Below are 18,529 nucleotides of genomic sequence, written 5' to 3'. Positions count from 1 at the left end.
CGCGGCGGGCGGCGCCGCGGGTGGGGATGGCGGGATCGGCGGCGGCGCCGGCGGTCCCAACGGGGCCGGTTGGCGGGGCGGCTCGGCCGCGGGTGGGGATGGCGGGATTGGCGGTGGCGCCGGCGGTCCCAACGGGGCGGGTGGGCCGGGCGGCTCGGCCGCGGGCGGTTGGGGTGCTGGGATCCGCATCCGCTGGGTCGCGCGCTCCATCGGGGCCCGCAAGTCGGGGTCGTCCGGGCGGTGTTCGGTAACGGGAGCCGGCGGTTGCGTGGGACGCGGTGGTGCAGGGGGCTGCCGGAATTGCGGGGCTGGCGGGGGCGGGGGATAGGCGGGGCGATGCGGTGGACCGGGAGGCGGAGGCGGCCCCGGCGGGCCGGCGGGGGGGCCGATATGGAAAACCAGCCGCGGGCCTCGTTGCGGATCGCCGATCATGATCGCCTGACCCGAGTGGATGTCGACCGTCGACACCCGCCAGCCGTTGACGAACATCCCGCGCGGGCTTGTCTCGATGGCCACCCAGTGGCTACCGGTGAACCGCAGCACCATATCGGGGTGGGGCGCCGCGGCGTTGCCCGGTGGCCCCAGCGGGACGTCGATCCCTCGGCCGTAGCCCACCAGCACGTCGCGGCCGGGAGCGAAGACGTACCTCATCGGTCCGACCCATACGGTCAACGGGGGGGCCGGGAAGGCGGAAGCGTCGGGCCGCATCACCGCCACCTTTCGTCACCGGTCAGTCCGAACTGGTCGCGCCGACGGGCATCGATTCCGCGTTCAGACATTGATTCCAGTGTCTACCCGCCGGCGGCGGTCCATCCACCGGGCACGGGTGCCATCACAGGGTATGGCGCCGCGGTGATGTCGCGGCGTTCTCGAGAAGCCGCCGCAGGACCTCGACCGCCTCCGTCAGCACCCCGCGGTCCGCCGGCTCGAGCAGGGCCAACTGCGGTTCGATCGCGGCCGCCCGGTCGGCCCGGACCGCGTTGAGCGTGCGTATCCCGTCGTCCGTGATGCGGATCCGGACCGCCCGGGCGTCGCCGGGATCGACGGTCCGCGTCACCAGGCCGGCGTCCTCGAGCCGCCGCACCTGGGTTGTCATCGTCGGCTGGGAACAGTGATCGACGCCGGCCAGGTCGCCGATTCGGGCCTCTCCATGGGCTTCGATGGTGGCCAGCAGCCTGGCCTGTGCCGCGGGCAAGGGCATCTGGATGCGCTGGGTGGCCAGCCGGTTGAGCCGGGCGACCACGGCGAGTAAGTCGGCTCCCAGGCCGGCCTGGGGCTCGGTGTTTGCGGCGTCAACGACATCGCTGTGGTTGGCGGCGGGTGCGTTCATACATCTATGGTTGCATAGCTTTGCTAAGTGAGACGAACGCCACACCCCGGCGCCCAAAAAGCCAGCGTGCGTGGTGTGGCGCGGGGACTTGCTGCTGCGGCCTGGCAGAATCGGTGAGGTGACCATCCCCCGACCATCCCGCTCACGCCATCGGGGCGGACCGCTGCGACCGGTCGAATTGGCGCAGGCCTCCGTCATGGGAGCACTTTGCGCAGTCATCGCCATTCTCTCGGTGGTCGTCCCGTTCGCGGCGGGGCTGGCCCTGCTGGGCACCGTGCCCACCGGGCTGCTGGCCTACCGTTACCGGCTCCGCGTGCTGATGGCCGCGACGGTCGCGGCCGGCATGATCGCCTTCCTGATCGCCGGGCTGGGCGGTTTGATGACCGTCGTCCACTGCGTCTACATCGGCGGTCTGACCGGAATCATCAAGCGGAAGCGCCGGGGCGTACCCACGGTGATCGTCTCGTCCCTCATCGCCGGCCTCGCCTTGGGCGCCGCGAACGTCGGCGCGCTGACCGTGATGACCCGGCTGCGGCACCTGATCTTCGACGTCATAAGGGCGAACGTGAACGGAGTCGCCGCCTTCCTGACCCGGGTGCACATGCAGGGCGTCGCCGGCGACCTGAACCGGTATTTCGCTGTAGGCGTGCACTACTGGCAGTTGCTGATCCTGGCCTATTACGTCGTCGGGATCATGGTCGTGTCATTGATTGGCTGGTGGGCGTTGTCCCGCCTGCTGGAGCGGATGCGCCGTATCCCCGATGTGCACATGTTGGACGAGGCGTGGGACGGAAGTGAGGGCGAGCCAGGCGCCCTCGGGCCGGTACCGGTGCGGTTGGACAAGGTGCGTTTCCGTTACCCCGGCACCGGCCAGGACGCGCTGCGCGAGCTCAGCCTGAACCTCGAGGCTGGCGAGCACGTCGCGGTCACCGGCGCCAACGGCTCGGGGAAGACCACGCTGATGCTGATACTCGCCGGGCGCCCGCCGACGTCGGGCACCGTGGACCGTCCGGGCGCGGTGGGCCTCGGCAAGCTGGGCGGCACAGCCCTGGTCCTTCAACACCCCGAAAGCCAGGTGCTGGGCACCCGGGTAGCCGACGACGTGGTCTGGGGCCTGCCGCCCGCCACCAGGATCGATGTGCACCGGTTGCTGAGTGAGGTCGGCCTCGACGGGCTCGCCGAACGGGAGACCGGAAGCCTGTCGGGGGGCGAATTGCAGCGCCTCGCCCTCGCAGCGGCGCTGGCCCGGGAGCCGGCGCTGCTCATCGCCGACGAGGTCACCACCATGGTCGATCAGCAGGGCAGGGAAGCCCTGCTCGGCGTGCTGTCCGGCCTGACCAAACGCCACCGGACCGCACTGGTGCACATCACGCATTACAACAACGAGGCCGATTCCGCCGAGCGCACAATCGATCTCAGCGATTCGCCGGACAACGCCGGTATGGTCGAGACCGCGGTCGCGCCGTCCGGAACCACTGGAACCACCGCGGTCAATCACAGCTCGCAGGCGCCGGTGATCGAACTCCTCGGGGTCGGCCACGAATACGGCAGCGGCACCCCATGGGCCAAGACCGCGCTGCGCGACGTCAGCTTCACGGTGGAGCAGGGAGACGGGGTGCTCATCCACGGCGGCAACGGCTCGGGCAAGTCGACGCTGGCGTGGATCATGGCCGGACTGACGATTCCGACGAGCGGCGCCTGCACCCTGGACGGCCTCCCCACCCACGAGCAGGTGGGCGCGGTCGCGCTGTCGTTCCAGGCGGCGAGGCTGCAGCTGATGCGCCCCCGCGTCGACCTGGAAGTGGCATCAGCAGCGGGCTTTTCGCCCCGCGAGGAGGACCGCGTCGCCGCGGCGCTGAACACCGTGGGGCTGGATCCCACCCTCGCCAAGCGGCGGATCGACCAGCTCAGCGGCGGTCAGATGCGCCGGGTCGTGCTGGCCGGACTCCTGGCGTGTTCGCCGCGCGCCCTGATCCTCGACGAGCCGCTGGCCGGGTTGGACGCGGCGAGCCAGCGCGGCCTGCTGCAACTCCTGGAGGGCCTGCGCCGAGAGCGGGGCCTGACGGTGGTGGTCATTTCGCATGACTTCGTCGGGCTGGACGACTTGTGCCCGCGCACCCTGCACCTGCGCAACGGCACGCTCGAACCACTGGAAACGTCGCCGGCCGCGGCGGGGGGCATGGCGTGACCGCAACCTCCGCCCCATCGCGCGGCTCGACCCGCCGCACCTCTCGCCCGGTCGTACTGCTCGTTCCCGTGCCCGGAACCTCGCCCATCCACGACCTGTGGGCGGGCACCAAACTGCTGGTCGTCTTCGCCGTTTCGCTGTTGCTGACGTTTTACCCGGGCTGGATGACGATCGGGTTGGTGGCGGCGCTGGTGTTGGCGGCGGTCAGGATCGCCCGCATCCCGCGCGGTGCGGTGCCGTCGGTGCCGCGGTGGCTGTGGATCGTCATGGCCCTGGGCGGCATCACGGCCGTGCTGGGCGGCGGCAGCCCGAAGGTCTCGATAGCCGGGCTCGAGGTCGGACTCGGGGGAGGCTTGCAATTCCTCCGGTTCACCGCTCTGTCAATCGTGCTGCTCGCGCTGGGGGCGATGGTGTCGTGGACCACCAACGTCGCCGAAATAGGGCCCGCACTGGCCACTTTGGGCCGACCGCTGAAGCTGCTGCGGATTCCGGTGGATGAATGGGCGGTAGCTTTGGCGCTGGCCCTGCGCGCCTTCCCGATGCTGATCGACGAATTCCAGGTGCTCTACGCCGCCCGCCGGCTACGGCCCAAACGCATACCGCGCAGCCGAAAGGCCCGTCGACGGCGGCACGCCTTGGAGCTCATCGACCTGCTGGCCGCCGCCATCACCGTGACTCTGCGACGCGCCGACGAGATGGGCGACGCGATCACCGCTCGCGGGGGCACCGGTCAGCTCTCGGCCAATCCGGTGCGGCCGAAGCTGGCGGACTGGGTGACGATCGTGATCACCATCGCGACCAGTGGCCTCGCGGTGGTGCTCGAGACGATCCTCCACACGATGCCCTAGGCGTGGCCGACATTCGCCGCAGCCGCAGCGTCGCGGCCGGCCCCCAACAGATCTGGGACGTCCTCGCGGACTTCGGCTCGATCAGTTCGTGGGTCTGACTCGGTGGGCAACTTCGCGAGCGTAACGGCACGGCGAGAAAACGGCACGGATTTCGCAGTGGCGTTACGCTCGCGAACCGCTACGTCCGCATCCGGTCGATCAGGTTCGACAGCACCACGATGCTTTCGCTGCGTTCGATGTGCGCGCTCGAGCGGATGCGCTCCAGGGCCGCCTCCAGGTGCCGCATGTCGCGGGCCAGCACGTGCAGGATCGCATCCGAGGTGCCGGTCACGGTCGCCGCGCTGACCACCTCGGGCATCTTCACCCAGGCCGCCCGCAGTTGGTCGGGCGCGATCGTGCCGTTGCAGAACACCTGCACGTAGGCCTCGGTGTTCCAGCCGAGCGCGTTGCGGTCGACGACGGTGGTGAAGCCCTTGATCACGCCGTTGTCGAGCATCCGGTCGACGCGGCGCTTCACCGCCGGCGCCGACAGATTCACCGTCTGCCCGATTTCGGCGAAGGTGGCCCGCGCGTGCTGGGTCAGCTCCGCGAGGATGCGCTCGTCCGTGTCATCCAGGCGGTCCATGGCCGCTCCTCGTCTCTGGGACAACAAATCGCCGTATTGTCGAATATAGCGCAATAAATAGTCTGCAGACACGCAAGAAACGTCGTTTGCTTGTCTGAGGCAGCGCAAATACCGTTGATCTATGACGGATTCATACGTCGCCGCACCCGCGGCTGCGGCATGGCAGGAGGCCCGGCCCGCCAAGCCCATTCGCGCGGCCCGGACGCGCCGGTACGCGATGACCCCGCCGGACTTCTTCGCCGTGGAGTACGCGATCAATCCCTGGATGGACGTCGGCATACCCGTCGACGTCGACGTCGCCCGGGCGCAGTGGGAGGCCCTGCGCCAGGCGTACCTGGGGCTGGGCCACCACGTGGACTTGATCGAGCCCGTGCCCGGGCTTCCGGACATGGTCTACGCCGCCAACGGCGGGTTCATCGCCCACGGCATCGCCATCGTCGCCAGGTTTCGGTTCGCCGAGCGGGCGGGCGAGTCCCGGGCCTACTCCAAATGGATGTCATCGCTCGGCTACCGGCCCGTGGCCACTCGTCACGTCAACGAGGGACAGGGTGATCTGCTGATGGTCGACGATATGGTGTTGGCCGGCTACGGATTTCGCACCGACCGGCGCGCGCACCCGGAAATCGCCGCGGCGCTGAGCATTCCGGTCGTCTCGCTGGAGCTGGTGGACCCGCGCTTTTATCATCTCGACACCGCGCTGGCCGTACTCGACGATCACACGATCGCGTTTTATCCGCCGGCGTTCAGCGCGGCGGCGCGGGACCAACTGCACGCACTTTTTCCCGACGCGCTCGTGGTGGGAAGCGCCGACGCCTATGTGCTCGGGCTCAACGTCGTCTCCGACGGCCTGCGCGTTGTGCTCCCCTCGGCCGCAACCGGTTTCGCCGCACAGCTGCGTGAAGCGGGCTTCGACCCGGTCGGCGTGGATCTGTCCGAGCTGCTCAAGGGCGGCGGTTCCGTCAAGTGCTGCACATTGGAGGTCTTCCCATGACGATCCTCGACGCCCGGATTGGCCACGGAACCGACGCGGCCATCGATCTGGTCGAAAGGCATGCGGCGCACAACTATTCGCCGCTGCCCGTGGTCGCGGCAAGCGCCGAGGGCGCATGGATCACCGATGTCGACGGCCGTCGCTACCTGGATTTCCTGGCCGCCTACTCGGCGGTCAACTTCGGTCATCGCAACCCCGAGATCACCGAGACCGCCCACGCGCAACTGGACACCGTCACGCTGGTGAGCCGCGCATTCCATTCCGACACGCTCGGGCCGTTCTGTGCCGCGCTCGCCGGGTTGTGTGGCAAGGACATGGTGTTGCCGATGAACTCGGGCGCCGAAGCCGTGGAGAGCGGCCTCAAGGTCGCCCGCAAATGGGGCGCCGACATCAAGGGCGTGGCCGCGGGCAGGGCCAATATCATCGTGGCGGACAATAACTTCCATGGCCGCACGATCACCATCGTCAGCTTCTCGTCGGACCCGATGGCGCGCGACGGGTTCGGCCCGTTCACCCCGGGATTCCGCTCGGTGCCGTTCGGCGACGCCGCGGCGCTGGCCCGGGCGATCGACGACGACACGGTGGCGGTGCTGCTGGAGCCGATCCAGGGCGAGGCGGGCATCGTCGTCCCGCCCGACCACTACCTGCCCACCGTCCGCGCCCTGTGCAGCGAGCACAACGTGCTGATGATCGCCGACGAGATCCAGTCGGGGCTGGCCCGCACCGGCTACACGTTCGCCTGCGACCGGTGGGGCGTCGTGCCGGACGTCTACCTTCTCGGCAAGGCGCTGGGCGGCGGCGTGGTCCCCTTGTCTGCGGTGGTCGCGGACCGCGAGATCCTCGGCGTGCTGCGGCCCGGCGAACACGGCTCGACGTGCGGCGGCAACCCGCTGGCGGCGGCGATCGGCGCCACGGTCGTCTCCATGCTGGGGCGCGGCGAATTCCAGGCCCGGTCGGTTGAATTGGGCGCGCACCTGCACCGTCGTCTGCTGGAGCTGATCGGCGACGGTGTGGTGGCGGTGCGCGGCCTCGGGCTGTGGGCCGGCGTCGACATTGAACCCGCATTGGGCACCGGCAAGGAAATGAGCATGCGGCTGGTCCGTCGCGGCGTGCTGGTGAAGGACACCCACGGTTCGACGCTGCGGTTCGCGCCGCCGCTGGTGATTACCGTGCAGGAGATCGACTGGGCGATCGACCAGTTCGCTGCGGCGTTGCGAGAGGCACGCGCATAATCAGCTGATCCACGCAACAGGGGGGCGTACTTGCCATCCACCTCGATCAGCCTGACGGAGCAGATGCTGCGGCGTCGTCCGGTCGTCGGCGCACACGCCGCGCGCGGGGCCGCGGACCACCTCAAGCGCAGCATCGGCACCTTCCAGCTCACCATGTTCGGGGTCGGCTCCACGGTCGGCACCGGCATCTTCTTCGTCATGTCTCAGGCTGTGCCCGAAGCCGGTCCCGGCGTGATCGTCTCGTTTCTCGTCGCCGGCATCGCGGCCGGGCTCGCGGCCATCTGCTACGCCGAATTGGCCTCGGCGGTGCCGGTTTCGGGGTCGTCGTACTCCTATGCGTACACCACGCTGGGCGAGGTGGTCGCGATGGGCGTGGCGGCATGCCTGCTGCTGGAATACGGCGTGTCCACGGCCGCGGTTTCGGTCACCTGGAGCGGCTACCTCAACAAGCTGCTGAGCAATCTGTTCGGATTCCAACTGCCGCATGTCTTGTCGGCGGCGCCATGGGACTCGCAACCGGGCTATGTGAACGTGCCGGCGATCCTCCTGATCGTCATGTGCGCGCTGCTGCTGATCCGGGGTGCCAGCGAATCGGCCAGGGTCAACGCCATCATGGTGCTGACCAAGCTCGGGGTGCTGGTCATGTTCGCGATCCTGGCGTTCACCGCCTTCGACGCCGACCGGCTCAGGGACTTCGCCCCGTTCGGCGTCGCCGGGATCGGCTCGGCGGCCGGCACCATCTTCTTCTCGTACATCGGCCTTGATGCGGTGTCGACGGCGGGCGACGAGGTGAAGGATCCGCAGAAGACCATGCCGCGCGCAATAATAGCGGCGCTGGTGATCGTCAGCACCGTGTACCTCCTCGTCGCGCTGGCCGCGCTCGGCACCCAGCCGTGGCGGGACTTCGCCGCCCAGCAAGAGGCGGGCCTCGCCACGATCCTCGACAACGTCACGCACGGCAGGTGGGCCAGCACGATTTTGGCGGCCGGCGCCGTGATCTCCATCTTCTCCGTCACGCTTGTCACCATGTACGGCCAGACCCGCATCCTGTTCGCCATGGGCCGTGACGGGCTGCTTCCGTCGCGGTTCGCCACGGTGAATTCGCGGACCATGACCCCGGTGAGCAACACGGCGATCGTCGCGACGGCGGCGGGGACCCTGGCGGCCTTCGTGCCCCTCGACAAGCTGGCGGACATGGTGTCCATCGGCACCCTGACGGCGTTCATCGTCGTCTCCGTCGGTGTGATCATTCTGCGAGTGCGCCAACCCGACCTGCCGCGGGCGTTCAAGGTGCCGGGTTACCCTGTCACGCCGGCACTTTCGGTGCTGGCGTGCGGCTACATCCTCTTCAGCCTCCATTGGTACACCTGGATCGCGTTCTCCGGATGGGTCTCGGTGGCGTTGATCTTCTACTTCGTGTGGGGTCGCCACCACAGCGCGCTCAACGACACCCAAGACCAACGCGGGGAAACGCAGGAAACGCTGTGACCGTGGTCGCCGGTTACCGGGCGGGCGAAGTGGGCCTGTCGGGGCTGCACCTGGCCGTCTGCGTCGCGCGAACGCTCGGGACGTCGCTCGCCGTCGCGACCATCGTGCCCAAGCCCTGGCTGATACCGTCGCTCGCCCGCGTCGACGCCGAGTACGAGCAGTGGGCGGACCATCTGGCGGCGGACTCGGCGACGGAGGCCGCGCGGTTCCTTCACGATCTGTGCCACGGGATCGACGTCGCTTACCTGCATCGCGAGCACCGCTCGGTGTCGGGTGGATTGATCGAGGTGGTCGAGGAAGTGGGCGGCGAGGTCCTGGTGCTGGGGTCGCTGCCCAGCGCTGGCGGGGGAGTCGTGATTGGAACGACCGCCAACTGGCTGCTGCACGCGTCGCCCGTGCCGGTGGCCATCAGCCCCCGTGGATACCGCCCGCACACAGGCAAATTGACGCGACTCACCTGTGCCTACGCCGCCACGCCGGACTCGATTGAGGTGGTGCGGCGGTGTTCCGAGACCGCGCAGCGATTCGGAGTGCCGCTGCGGGTCATGACCTTCGCCGTCCGGGGCAAGACGATGTATCCACCCGAAGTGGGACTGGACGTCGAGGACCAGGTCATCGAGGCGTGGGCGTCGCAAGCGCAAGAAATCCTGGCGAGCCTGAAGACCGACGGGGTGGTCGGCGAAGACGTTGCGCTGGAAGTGGTTACCGGCCATGACTGGAGCGAGGCGCTGGAAAAGGCGGACTGGCGAGACGGCGAGATCCTGGCGTTGGGGACCCGGCCGCGCGACGAAATCCGCAGGGTGTTCCTCGGTTCCCGCAGCGCCAAGATCATCCGCGAGAGCCCGGTTCCGGTCTTGGTGCTGCCCGGCTAGCGCGGATTGCGCGTCCTTGCACGCCGAAATCGACGCTAGCGTGCAGTTCACTCGCACTTCTTCGCGCCAGTGTCGATCTCGACGGAGACTCGGCTCACAACATTAACGTGGCACTTGCACCAGCGGCTGGCCACCGATCTGGCCCCAGCAGCCGGCGGGGTCGCGCCCGTTCTTCACCTGATCGGTCAAACAGTTGAAGATCGCGATCCGCAGGTCCGGCGGGGGCTGGTTGGCGCGCTGCTCGGCGGCCAACCGGTTCTGCTCCGCGGTCTTGACGTCCTGCTGGGCGTTGATCGTTTCCTGAACCTTCTGGTTGTAGGCGTCAATGCGCTGCTGGGTCGGCTGGTCGTAGAAGATCCGCGGAATCCGCACATCGAGGATCTCGATCTCGGAGCCCACCGCGTCCTGCAGATCCTTTTTGACCTGCGCGGCCATCGCCGGCAAGTCCGCGCCCTGGGCCGGCGAGGGTACCTGCGCTTGCGCGCCCGGCGCATTCGCCGCGGCCGCCAGCATGACCTGTGGGTTGAACGTCGCGAAGACCTTCGACAACGCCACCTGGGCCTGCCGATCCACCAACTGTTCCTTAATGGTCTGGAACACGTTGGCGCCGCCGTAATCCTGGAACAGCTTCGGGGCCGCACCCTCCCGCAGTCGCCAGTTCAGGTTCTCATCCACGTAGGCGTTGGAGTTGTTGGCCAGCCGCACATTGATCGCCGCCGGGTTGTTGCTGGTGCCCCTGCCCTGGCTGGCGTCGTCGTAGCTGTTCGACTCGAACGCCTGTAACTGGATCGCCTCCGACAGTTCACTGACCTTGCGCCACGGCGCATGCCACACGATCCCGGCGCCGTGGACACCCACCGGCTTGCCGAACTCGGTGATGATGCCGACGTTGCGGGTGTCCACCCGGTCATAGGCACTGATGAGCGTGAAGATCACGCCGAACAACACTGCGGCCACGGTGATGCCCCACCACGTCGACCGGTTCCGCTGATCGAGGAACACGCTCGCGATGAGAACCACGACCGCCACCAGGAAGAACAGGATCGCAACAATCCACCACCCGGGCATGGACATTCCTTCCCTTGAAGGGGGGATGAAAGAACGGAGTGCCGATCAACTGCGTCGAAAGCGTCATGTCGCACCCCTTTATGCAGGTCGGGTCAGCGTACCGCCCGGCGACGGACCTGTGAACGCTTTTGCGGGACTGGAGGCTAACGCTGAGCGGCGGCGTTCGCCGCCGCTTGAGCCTTCTTCAGGGTCACGGCGACATCGCCTCGACCCAAGAACATTTCGTCGAAATAGCTTTGCAGGGCCGTGTACCCCGCGGCGAAGCCGGCGCCGCCCGGGGCGGCAATTCGGGGACCATTCAGCACGGAGAAGAACGGTCTGACGTCTATGCCTTCGGCGGCCCAGTGGTCAAAGTAAACCGGCTGAGCCGACAGCACCGCGGGAATGGCGGCACCGTTGAGGCCCAGGTAAGCGTTGCCCTCCCGGCTGCCCATCCAGGCCAGGACCTGGCGCACCGCATCCGGATGCTTGGTCGCCGAATTGCCCGCTGCGGCAATGCCGTTGGTGACGCTCACCCGGCCCGCGGGACCCGCCGGCATCATGGCCACTCCCCAGTGGAAGCGCGCATCGCGGGCCACCGGTTCCAGGTTGTAGGTGCCGGACTGGAATAGCGCCATCCTGCCGGCCAAGAACTGATTGCGGGAAAAGTCACCGTTGTCGTTGGTGTCGGAGGCGGGCGGCGCGACGTGGTCGTCGTTGATCAGACCGACCAGATAGCGGAAGGCGTCCACCGCCGCGGGATTGTCGAACGCGAATTCGTCGCCGCGCTGGAATTCGCCGCCCGCCGAGCCGATGTAGTTCAGGTAGATACCCTGGGGATCGTTGGCCGCGTTGTAGCCCCATTGGCGGACCCGTCCCGCGTCGAAATGCGCTGTGCCCGCGGCGGTTCCGTCGGCGTCGAGTGTCAGCCGGGACAGCAGCGGGCGCAACGTGTCGCCGCCATCGGGGCTCCACCGCAGGCTGTTGAGTTGGGCGGGATCGATTCCGGCCGCCCCGAGCAGGTCCGCGTTGTAGTACAGCGCAATCCCGCCATCGGTCAACTGCGGCACACCCCACAGCACGCCGCGGCGGGTGAACTGGTCCACCACCGCCGGCTCCCAGTCGGCGACGGCACCCGGGCCCAGCATCTTGCCGACGTCCAGCAACCGGCCGCCGTCGGCGTAGGCGGCGAGGTATGCGTTGGACAGCCAGAAGATGTCGTCGGCGCTGCCGCCCGCGACGTCGGTGCGCAGCGTGTTGAAGTACGTGGAATACGCAACGATGTTGGTGCGGACCTCGATTCCGCGGTGCGCGCGGTTGAATGCGTCGAACGACTGCTGATACGCGGCGGAGATCTGATCGGCCCACAACCGCACCTTGATGACGATCTTGCCGCCGTGGGGCTCGGCGGAATAGTCCAACAGCACCGCCATGGCGGCCAATAGCACCGCCACAAGTACCAGCGACCCGGCGACCAGTGTGGAAAACCGAGGCCGGGTCACGGCGTGCGCCCGCTCATTTGAGCCCCGACACCACGATCGAGGCGACGATGTGGCGTTGGAATCCCACGAACAGCGTGATCAGTGGAACGATCGCGAGCGTCGTCGCCGCCATTACCAACGTCCACTGGGAGTTGAACCGCGACTGCAGATCGGCCGTCGCCACGGTGAGCACCCGCCACTTGTGCCCGCTGGTGATCACCAACGGCCACATGAAGTTGTTCCATTGCGACACCACCGTGATCAGCGTCAACGCGGCCAGCACCGGACGGCTGGACGGGATCACCACGTGCACGATCACGTCCAAGGTGCTGGCCCCGTCGAGGCGCGCGGCGTTGATCAAGTCGTTCGGGATGATGCGAAAGTGCTCGCGCAGCAGGAAGATCGCGTACGGCGAGCCGAACATGAACGGCAGCACCAACGCCCAGAACGTGTTGCGCAGGCCCAGCTGTGCCATCATCAGATACATCGGGACCACCGTGACTGTCCCGGGCACCATCAGCGTGGCGATGTAGACCCAAAACAGCGCGTCGCGCCCGGGAAACCGCAAGCGCGCGAACGCGTATCCGGCCAGTACCGAAAACGTGAGCTGACCCACCAGAATCACAGCCGTCATCAGTGCGGTCACCGCCGTCGCGCGTCCGAACCCGGCCCCGGCCAGATCGGCATAGTTGGCAAGCGTCGGCGGCCGCGGCCATTGCAGCGGCGTTCCCGTGGCGAACTGGTGCGCCGACGTGAACGAGGTCAACAATCCAAGTGCGAATGGCGCCAACGTGATCAGCGCGCCCAGCATCAGCCCGGCATAGATGAACCCATTGGCAAGGCGGCTAGACGAGGTCATAACTGATCCGCCGCCGGAAGTAGAGATGCTGGACAACGGTGACCCCGATCAGGATGACGAACAGCACCACCGCCATCACCGATGCCCGCCCGATCGCCGCCGAGCCGAAGGCCTCGGCGTAGATGCGGTGGGCCACCAGGTCGGTGCTGCCGGCCGGCCCCCCGCCGGTCAGGGCATACACCGTATCGAAAACCTGTGCGGCGCTGACGATCCCGGTCACCAGGACAAAAAACATCGTCGGGCGCAGCATGGGCAGCGTGATGCGCCAGAACCGTTGCCGCGCGTTGGCGCCATCGGTGCGCGCGGCGGCATAGATGTCGTCGGGGATGGCCAGCAGGCCCGCCACGAACGACAGCGAGACGTATCCGACGTTCGTCCACACCACGACGGCCGACACCAGCGGCAGCGCGAAACTCGGGTCGGAGAGCCATCCGATGCTATGTCCCAGTACGGTGCTGACGGCGCCGTCGGTGGGGGCCAGGATCCAGCGCCACAGCACCGCGATCGCCAGCGGCGCGCAGACCCACGGCAGCACGTAGACGGTGCGAAACAGCCCGGTGCCCCGAAGACGGCGGGCCAGCATTGACGCGGCCAGCAGCCCGAGGATCGTCTGCGCGGGAACCACGATCGCCACGAAGACGGCGGTAACAACCAGCGAGTTGGCGAAGCCGGAGTCGGCGAGCACCGACCGCCAGTTGGCCAGGCCCACATAGCGCAGCGGACCCAGCAGGTCCCACCGGCACAGGCTGAGCCAGATCACGACGAGGATGGGCAGCAACAGGAAGGCGAGCACACCGAACAGGCTGGGTGCGAGCAGTGCGTAGCCCAGCGCGGTGGATCGACGCTGTTTCCTCAGTACGGCGCTGGCCATGCAGGTAATTAAAGCGGGCGCCGCCGTCGTTGGTCGCGAGCGGTCGTTACGGTGGAGCGGTGACACCGACCCGGGGAATCGATGCCGACTTCCTGGACCTGCCGCGCCACGAGCTTGCCGAAGCCGCGTTGTCGGCGGCCAAAGCGGCCGGGGCCAGCCACGCCGACCTGCGGCTTCACCGCCTCAGCAGCGAGATCATCCAGCTGCGCGACGGCGAGCTGGAGACCGCCGTGGTCAGCCGCGAGGTCGGCCTGGCGGTGCGGGTGATCGTCAACGGCACCTGGGGATTCGCCTCGCACGCGCAGTTGGCGCCCGCCGTCGCGGCCGAGACCGCACGGCGCGCCGTGCAGGTGGCCACCACGCTGGCGGTGCTCAATTCCGAGCGCGTCGAGCTCGCTGAAGAGCCTGTCTACCCCGACGCCACCTGGGTGTCGAACTACCGGATCGATCCGTTCGAGATCCCCGGCCCCGACAAGATCGCCGTGCTGGAGGAGTACTCCGGGCGCCTGCTGGGCGCCGACGGCATCGACCATGTATCGGCGGGCCTGACCGCCGTCAAGGAGCAGACGTTCTACGCCGACAGCTTCGGATCGTCGATCACCCAGCAACGGGTGCGGGTGCTGCCGTCGCTGGAGGCGGTGACCGTCGACGCCGCGGCGGGCAGTTTCGACGCGATGCGCACGCTGGCCCCGCCGATGGGGCGCGGCTGGGAAGCGCTGGCGGGCAACGACGTGTGGAACTGGACCGACGAGCTCGCGCAGCTGCCCTCGCTGCTGGCCGAGAAGATCAAAGCGCCCAGCGTGACCGCGGGGCGCAAGGACCTGGTGATCGACCCGACCAACCTATGGCTGACCATTCACGAATCAATCGGCCACGCAACCGAATACGACCGCGCGATCGGCTACGAGGCCGCCTACGCGGGGACGTCGTTTGCCACCCCCGACAAGCTCGGCACCATGCGCTATGGCTCGCCGGTGATGAACGTGACCGCCGACCGCACCCTCGAATTCGGCTTGGCCAGCATCGGCTTCGACGACGAGGGCGTGGCCGCGCAAAGCTGGGATCTGGTGCGCGACGGGATATTCGTCGGCTACCAGCTCGACCGGGTGTTCGCGCGGCGGCTGGGGCAGCCGCGTTCCAATGGATGCTCGTATGCCGATTCGCCGCATCACGTGCCGATACAGCGGATGGCCAACGTGTCGCTGCAGCCGGCCCCCGAGGAGATCAGTACCGCGGATTTGATCGGCCGCGTCGAGGACGGCATCTACATCGTCGGCGACAAGTCGTGGTCGATCGACATGCAGCGCTACAACTTTCAGTTCACCGGGCAGCGGTTCTTTCGCATCCGCGACGGCCGGCTGGACGGCCAGTTGCGCGATGTCGCCTACCAGGCCACCACCACCGATTTCTGGAACTCCATGGAAGCCGTCGGCGGCCCGTCGACCTGGCGGCTGGGCGGTGCGTTCAACTGCGGCAAGGCCCAGCCCGGACAGGTCGCCCCGGTCAGCCACGGCTGTCCCTCGGCGCTGTTCAGGGGCGTCAACGTGCTCAACACGGTCAACGAGGGCGGCCGATGATCACCCCGCAGCACGTCGTCAACATCGTCCTGGAAGAGGCGGCCAAGCTCGGCGGCGCCAGCGAGACCATGGTGCTGGTCACCGACAAGGTCGAGGCGACTCTGCGCTGGGCGGGCAATTCCATGACCACCAACGGGGTTTCACTCAGCCGCAGCATCACCGTGATTTCCGTTGTGTGGCAAGGGGACAGCGCGCACATCGGCACGATGGTCTCCGCCGAGGTGGATCCGCGGGTGATTCCCGGTTTGGTGGCGGCCTCCCAGGAGGCGGCCCGCTCGGCGCCGGAGGCCGGTGATGCCGCGCCGCTGCTTGCGGATAACGGGGAGCCCGCCGACTGGGACGCGCCGGTGCCCGGCACCGGACCCCTGGTGTTCGCCGACGTCGCCGACTCGCTGAGCCGGGGCTTCCGCGGCGCCGACCGGTTGTACGGCTTTGCCCACCACAGCGTTTCGACGACATTCCTCGCGTCATCGACCGGCCTGCGCCGGCGCTACAGCCAGCCCAACGGCGCGGTGGAGATCAACGCCAAACGCGGCGACGCCAGCGCCTGGGCGGGCATCGGCGCCGCCGACTTCGCTGACGTGCCTACGGATTCGCTGCTCGAGCAGTTGTCGACGAGGCTGGGCTGGGCCGAGCGCAGCGTCGAGCTACCCGCGGGCCGTTACGAGACGATCATGCCGCCGTCGACGGTGGCCGACATGATGATCTACCTGGCCTGGTCGATGTCCGGCCGTGGCGCGCAGGAGGGCCGCACCGCGCTTTCGGCGCCCGGCGGCGGGACACGGGTGGGGGAGCGGCTGACCGATTTGCCGCTGACGCTGTTCTCCGACCCGATGGCGCCGGGCCTGGCGTGCACACCGTTCGTCGCGGTCAGCTACTCCTCCGAGACGGTGTCGGTGTTCGACAACGGCATGGAGATCGCCCAGGTGGACTGGATCCGCAACGGGGTGATCAATGCGCTGGCCTACCCGCGGGCCACGGCCGCCAAGTTCGGTGCCAAGGTCGCGGTCGCCGCCGACAACCTGGTGATGACCGGCGGGTCCGCCGAGCCCGCCGACATGATCGCAGCCACCGAGCGTGGCCTGCTGCTCACCACCCTGTGGTACATCCGCGAGGTCGACCCCACCACGCTGCTGTTGACCGGACTGACCCGCGACGGCGTCTACCTCGTCGAGGACGGCGAGGTGACCGCGGCGGTCAACAACTTCCGCTTCAACGAGAGCCCGCTGGACCTGCTGCGGCGGGCCACCGAGGCCGGCGTGAGCGAGAAAACCCTGCCGCGCGAATGGGGTGACTGGGCCACCCGGGCGGCCATGCCGTCGCTGCGGATACCTGACTTCTACATGTCGTCGGTGAGCCAGGCGCAATAGCTGATTGCCTTGCAGCTGAGCGCGTCCTAGCGTGTGATAAATGCTGACGCAATTGGTGGCGTTAACCCCGGGCGACGGACGCATCACGGCCCTGGTCCGGCGAGTGTGTGCGCAGACGTTGTCGTTGCCGCCCTTGCCCGCCTGCGTCGACGTTGGCGAGCCCGCATCGGAGGCCGAGGCCGTCGTGGCCGAGTTCGCCGAGCAGTTCAGCGCCGATGTCTCGGCGATCACCGCCGAGCAACGCTCGCGATTGTGGAAACAGTTGGGGGACCGCACGTTTGATGTCGTGGTGCAGATGTACATCGCCGACTTCGTTCCGCGGGTGCGGGCCGGGCTGGAGGCGCTGGGCGTCGGCGCGGGTTGCCTCCGGTGGGTGAACGGCCCGATCACCTGGGATCGCGTCACCGAGCCGTCGGATTTGGTGTTCAACGAGTTCCTGCCCGACGTGGCCCGGATGCGCACGCTGGACCCGGTCACCTCCGAGCTGGTCCGGCTGCGGGGCGCCGCGCAGCACAACTGCCGCCTGTGCAAGTCGTTGCGTGAGGGCACGGCACTGGAGGCCGGCGGCACGGAGGAGCTGTACGCCGACATCGAGCGTTATGAGGACTCGCCGGTGTTGACCCAGCGCGCTAAAGCAGCGCTGCGCTACACAGATGGGTTAATTTGGACCCCTGCGCACCTCGTCGCCGACGATGTCGCCGAGGTGCGCTCCCGGTTCTCCGAGGCGGAGGCCGTGGAGCTCACCTTCGACGTCATGCGCAACGCCAGCAATAAAATTGCTGTATCGCTGGGCGCCGACGCCCCGCGAGTCGAGCAGGGCACCGAACGCTACCTGCTCGACACCGATGGTCAGACGGTGTTCAGCTGACGGTGGCGTGGGGCTTGGTTGGGGTGTCGTGGCACCATAGGTGCGCATTAGGGGCGGTAGCTCAGTTGGTTAGAGCCGCGGACTCATAATCCGTTGGTCGCGGGTTCGAGTCCCGCCCGCCCCACTTCAGAGGTTGTTTTTCAAGATCATATTTTTGACGTCATCGGTTATTCATCGTTGATGCGGACCGTGCGACCCAGCAGGTCGGCCACCTGGGTGTGAATGCGGCCGCGAGTCATGTTGCGGTCCTGGGTCATGCTGACGCGACTGTGCCCGAGATGATCGGCGCCGATCCCGGCTGACAGGCCTTCATCGTCGATGAGAGTGGCGACGGGCTTGCGGAAGCTGTGAGTGGTCAGTGCGACCGTCGAGTCGGCGTGCACACATCCACCGATTCTTAAGACCAAGTTCGTCGACCCAATGGAATTCGCCGCGCAAGGCTCAAGCCAGGGGAGATGACGATCTTCGTCGGGGCCGGCGCCCCGCCGCTCAGAGTGCTCGTAGGCCTTGCAGGGTCCTTCTTGTCAGTTCACGTCGTTCGTCGATTGTCATCGAGTCATCGAGGGTGGCGTGCACCCGCAAATAGCCCTGTTTCACTAGGTCGCCGACTAGGACCCGCGTCACGCCGAGCGGCAAGGACAGACGAGCGGCGATCTCTGCGACGGAGGGGCTATTCACGCACAACGTCAGGACCTGGCCCCGCACATCGTTTCTCGGCCAGCGCGGCGGCTTCGCTGTGGTGTTGAGCGCTTCGACCGGAGCCTCGAGTGCCAGTTCGACACCAGAGTAGGTACGGCCTCTCGTCAGCGCGTATGGCCGGACCAGCCTCGGCACGTACGCGTTTTCCGGTTCTGAGAACCAGTCTCCGATCGGTTCGCGCTT

At 67.6% G+C, this 18,529-nt stretch carries 16 protein-coding genes, 1 tRNA gene and 3 pseudogenes; 11 read left to right on the top strand and 9 right to left on the bottom strand.

Annotation, left to right across the window (positions count from 1 at the left end; translation table 11 throughout):
- Both JWP83_RS17335 and JWP83_RS17330 read right to left on the bottom strand, forming a co-directional pair.
- Positions 1-708, bottom strand: a pseudogene (locus JWP83_RS17335) (ABC transporter ATP-binding protein); the annotation flags it as partial.
- Positions 709-832: 124 nt separating this feature from the next.
- Positions 833-1,264, bottom strand: coding sequence for a MarR family transcriptional regulator (locus JWP83_RS17330; protein WP_297732269.1), 432 nt, complete (start codon positions 1,262-1,264; stop codon positions 833-835).
- A gap of 184 nt (positions 1,265-1,448) precedes the next feature.
- Here JWP83_RS17330 and JWP83_RS17325 point away from each other — a divergent pair, with 184 nt between their 5' ends.
- The 3 genes and pseudogenes from JWP83_RS17325 to JWP83_RS31285 form a co-directional block, all read left to right on the top strand.
- Positions 1,449-3,518: an ATP-binding cassette domain-containing protein gene (locus JWP83_RS17325; protein WP_297732265.1), complete on the top strand. Its 2,070-nt coding sequence runs from the start codon at positions 1,449-1,451 to the stop codon at positions 3,516-3,518.
- Positions 3,515-4,366, top strand: a complete 852-nt coding sequence (locus JWP83_RS17320; RefSeq protein ID WP_297732263.1) for an energy-coupling factor transporter transmembrane protein EcfT — start codon at positions 3,515-3,517, stop codon at positions 4,364-4,366. Before JWP83_RS17325 ends, JWP83_RS17320 begins: the two co-directional genes overlap by 4 nt.
- A 2-nt stretch (positions 4,367-4,368) precedes the next feature.
- Positions 4,369-4,461, top strand: a pseudogene (locus JWP83_RS31285) (SRPBCC family protein); the annotation flags it as partial.
- 83 nt (positions 4,462-4,544) lie between these two features.
- Here the strand turns inward: JWP83_RS31285 and JWP83_RS17315 are convergent.
- Positions 4,545-4,991 carry an Lrp/AsnC family transcriptional regulator gene (locus JWP83_RS17315; RefSeq protein WP_297732261.1) on the bottom strand — a complete coding sequence of 149 codons (447 nt, stop codon included), beginning with the start codon at positions 4,989-4,991 and terminating at the stop codon, positions 4,545-4,547.
- Between the two features lie 121 nt (positions 4,992-5,112).
- Between JWP83_RS17315 and ddaH the strand changes: the two genes are divergently transcribed.
- Genes ddaH through JWP83_RS17295 form a run of 4 tightly spaced genes read left to right on the top strand, consistent with a single transcriptional unit; the run spans position 5,113 to position 9,574 of the window.
- On the top strand, positions 5,113-5,982 hold the full coding sequence (gene ddaH / locus JWP83_RS17310; RefSeq protein WP_297732259.1) for a dimethylargininase: 870 nt from the start codon (positions 5,113-5,115) through the stop codon (positions 5,980-5,982).
- Entirely contained in the window at positions 5,979-7,214 is a 1,236-nt protein-coding gene (gene rocD / locus JWP83_RS17305; protein ID WP_297732257.1) for an ornithine--oxo-acid transaminase, read from the top strand. The genes ddaH and rocD overlap by 4 nt, the downstream gene beginning before the upstream one ends.
- Positions 7,215-7,244: 30 nt before the next feature.
- The gene (locus JWP83_RS17300; RefSeq protein WP_297732254.1) at positions 7,245-8,702 is read left to right on the top strand and encodes an amino acid permease; all 1,458 of its coding nucleotides are present in this window, start codon (positions 7,245-7,247) and stop codon (positions 8,700-8,702) included.
- On the top strand, positions 8,699-9,574 hold the full coding sequence (locus JWP83_RS17295; protein ID WP_297732252.1) for a universal stress protein: 876 nt from the start codon (positions 8,699-8,701) through the stop codon (positions 9,572-9,574). Before JWP83_RS17300 ends, JWP83_RS17295 begins: the two co-directional genes overlap by 4 nt.
- A 102-nt stretch (positions 9,575-9,676) precedes the next feature.
- On the opposite strand, the gene JWP83_RS17290 is transcribed toward JWP83_RS17295, so the two are convergent.
- The 4 genes from JWP83_RS17290 to JWP83_RS17275 all read right to left on the bottom strand — a co-directional run bounded on the left by JWP83_RS17290 (position 9,677) and on the right by JWP83_RS17275 (position 13,832).
- Positions 9,677-10,642, bottom strand: a complete 966-nt coding sequence (locus tag JWP83_RS17290) for an SPFH domain-containing protein (protein WP_297732249.1) — start codon at positions 10,640-10,642, stop codon at positions 9,677-9,679.
- Between the two features lie 143 nt (positions 10,643-10,785).
- Positions 10,786-12,123: a sugar ABC transporter substrate-binding protein gene (locus JWP83_RS17285; protein ID WP_297732247.1), complete on the bottom strand. Its 1,338-nt coding sequence runs from the start codon at positions 12,121-12,123 to the stop codon at positions 10,786-10,788.
- 13 nt (positions 12,124-12,136) lie between these two features.
- Complete coding sequence (locus JWP83_RS17280; protein ID WP_297732245.1) at positions 12,137-12,961, bottom strand: carbohydrate ABC transporter permease; 825 nt, start codon at positions 12,959-12,961, stop codon at positions 12,137-12,139.
- A complete protein-coding gene (locus JWP83_RS17275) occupies positions 12,948-13,832 on the bottom strand; it encodes a carbohydrate ABC transporter permease (RefSeq protein ID WP_297732243.1) in 885 nt (294 codons plus the stop codon). The genes JWP83_RS17280 and JWP83_RS17275 overlap by 14 nt, the downstream gene beginning before the upstream one ends.
- Before the next feature lie 59 nt (positions 13,833-13,891).
- Here JWP83_RS17275 and JWP83_RS17270 point away from each other — a divergent pair, with 59 nt between their 5' ends.
- From JWP83_RS17270 to JWP83_RS17255, 4 genes are all read left to right on the top strand, one after another.
- Positions 13,892-15,409: a TldD/PmbA family protein gene (locus tag JWP83_RS17270; protein WP_297732241.1), complete on the top strand. Its 1,518-nt coding sequence runs from the start codon at positions 13,892-13,894 to the stop codon at positions 15,407-15,409.
- A complete protein-coding gene (locus tag JWP83_RS17265; protein ID WP_297732239.1) occupies positions 15,406-16,779 on the top strand; it encodes a TldD/PmbA family protein in 1,374 nt (457 codons plus the stop codon). Before JWP83_RS17270 ends, JWP83_RS17265 begins: the two co-directional genes overlap by 4 nt.
- A 40-nt stretch (positions 16,780-16,819) precedes the next feature.
- On the top strand, positions 16,820-17,647 hold the full coding sequence (locus JWP83_RS17260; RefSeq protein ID WP_297732237.1) for a carboxymuconolactone decarboxylase family protein: 828 nt from the start codon (positions 16,820-16,822) through the stop codon (positions 17,645-17,647).
- 50 nt (positions 17,648-17,697) lie between these two features.
- Positions 17,698-17,771: transfer RNA gene (locus JWP83_RS17255), tRNA-Ile, on the top strand.
- Positions 17,772-17,814: 43 nt separating this feature from the next.
- Here JWP83_RS17255 and JWP83_RS17250 read toward each other — a convergent pair.
- Together JWP83_RS17250 and JWP83_RS17245 are read right to left on the bottom strand one after the other, a co-directional pair.
- Positions 17,815-18,006, bottom strand: a pseudogene (locus JWP83_RS17250) (site-specific integrase); the annotation flags it as partial.
- Between the two features lie 130 nt (positions 18,007-18,136).
- Positions 18,137-18,481, bottom strand: coding sequence for a DUF742 domain-containing protein (locus JWP83_RS17245; RefSeq protein ID WP_297732267.1), 345 nt, complete (start codon positions 18,479-18,481; stop codon positions 18,137-18,139).
- Positions 18,482-18,529 lie beyond the last annotated feature (48 nt).

Source organism: Mycobacterium sp. (assembly GCF_025965855.1).
Classification (GTDB): Bacteria; Actinomycetota; Actinomycetes; order Mycobacteriales; family Mycobacteriaceae; genus Mycobacterium.
This window is presented reverse-complemented; position numbering and strand designations above follow the sequence as displayed.

Excerpts from the sequence above, each read along its gene's own strand:
- rocD (WP_297732257.1), top strand. The coding sequence starts at position 5,979 with ATGACGATCCTCGACGCCCGGATTGGCCACGGAACCGACGCGGCCATC.
- JWP83_RS17260 (WP_297732237.1), top strand. The coding sequence starts at position 16,820 with ATGCTGACGCAATTGGTGGCGTTAACCCCGGGCGACGGACGCATCACG.
- JWP83_RS17315 (WP_297732261.1), bottom strand. The coding sequence starts at position 4,991 with ATGGACCGCCTGGATGACACGGACGAGCGCATCCTCGCGGAGCTGACC.
- JWP83_RS17280 (WP_297732245.1), bottom strand. The coding sequence starts at position 12,961 with ATGACCTCGTCTAGCCGCCTTGCCAATGGGTTCATCTATGCCGGGCTG.
- JWP83_RS17265 (WP_297732239.1), top strand. The coding sequence starts at position 15,406 with ATGATCACCCCGCAGCACGTCGTCAACATCGTCCTGGAAGAGGCGGCC.
- ddaH (WP_297732259.1), top strand. The coding sequence starts at position 5,113 with ATGACGGATTCATACGTCGCCGCACCCGCGGCTGCGGCATGGCAGGAG.
- JWP83_RS17275 (WP_297732243.1), bottom strand. The coding sequence starts at position 13,832 with ATGGCCAGCGCCGTACTGAGGAAACAGCGTCGATCCACCGCGCTGGGC.
- JWP83_RS17290 (WP_297732249.1), bottom strand. The coding sequence starts at position 10,642 with ATGCCCGGGTGGTGGATTGTTGCGATCCTGTTCTTCCTGGTGGCGGTC.